This window comes from Dapis hubbardiae BLCC-M172, from assembly GCF_050016015.1.
In the GTDB taxonomy this organism is placed as follows: domain Bacteria; phylum Cyanobacteriota; class Cyanobacteriia; order Cyanobacteriales; family Microcoleaceae; genus Trichodesmium.
This window is the reverse complement of the sequence record NZ_JBNHEQ010000283.1, coordinates 1-1,211: the sequence shown is the minus strand read 5'-3', so window position 1 is coordinate 1,211 and position 1,211 is coordinate 1.

Genomic DNA, 1,211 nt, shown 5'->3' with positions numbered 1-1,211 from the left:
ACTGTGGGAGGTAGGGGGGAGAAAAAGTAGTGATAATCTATACTAATATAGAATCCGGGTAATTAGTTATCGTATTGCGGAGGAGTCAGGAGTCAGGAGTCGTAGGGGCGATTTCCTTCCGAATGCTGTCGCTTTCCGCGTAATTAGGAGCATGAAAAACGGAAATTGCCCGTACAGGAGTTAGGAGAAATATTGGATTTGAACTATTAAATTATATAATTCCTATTCAATAGAAAACTTGTATTAATGAAGAAGTAGTTTTGCAATTACCATATAACCGGATTTTATATAATTAATATCATTTCTCAAAAGTAATGCTACCCTTGGAAAGTTGTAAAAATAACTGGATAAATTACAGAGGTTAGCTAACAATAAAATTACGTCAATAAATAGTATTTAGAAATAGAAAATTCAAGTATAGCAAAGTTTTTGAGAATTGGTATAACTAAAAATTGTCAAAAAAAGACTTTGAATCTTGGTAACTATTGAGGTGTGGAAGTATAGCCGAAGTATAGCATTAATGCATGGTAATTGGTATAAATCGAAAATTTTGGCAAAATATCCAGGATTTCGGTCAAATTTATTAATTTATCCTTGAAGGTCAATTAACTATTTTAGGACTTACGCAAAGACCATCTATATAGGGTTTAAAACTATAACGTTATAGTTTTTTAATCTTATACCAATTTCATAAAATATTGCTACAGTCACGGCACAGGCAATAGGCAAAGAAAAAAAATAATAAAAAAGGTTTAATTTTGAGAATTTATGGGATTTATCAAGTTTTTTATTCTAGGAATAAATCACAACTTAAGATGTAACTACCTTTTTTGAATTTGGTATTATATATAGTGCTTCTGCGTAAGTCATGTAGTAGCTATTTTTAACCATATCCAATCAATCTCTACATTTTTGTAGCATTCTTTTTTCAAAGTGGTATTACAGATATAGCAATCTTATGTGAGTTGTAAGATTTTAGTGGCATTTAGGAGTCAGGAATCAGGAGTCAGGAGTCATAATTTTTAAGCTTTTCACCTCAAACTAACTATCATAAAAATTCTCACATCTCATTCCTGATTGCTATATTAGACATAGATATGAAAAAGAATGTAGAGTTCTATATCTATCATTTTACCCTTTTTTTATTCAAGATTTCTCCTTCTTCCTTCTTCCTTCTTCCTTCTTCCTTCTTCCTTCTTCCTTCTTCCTTC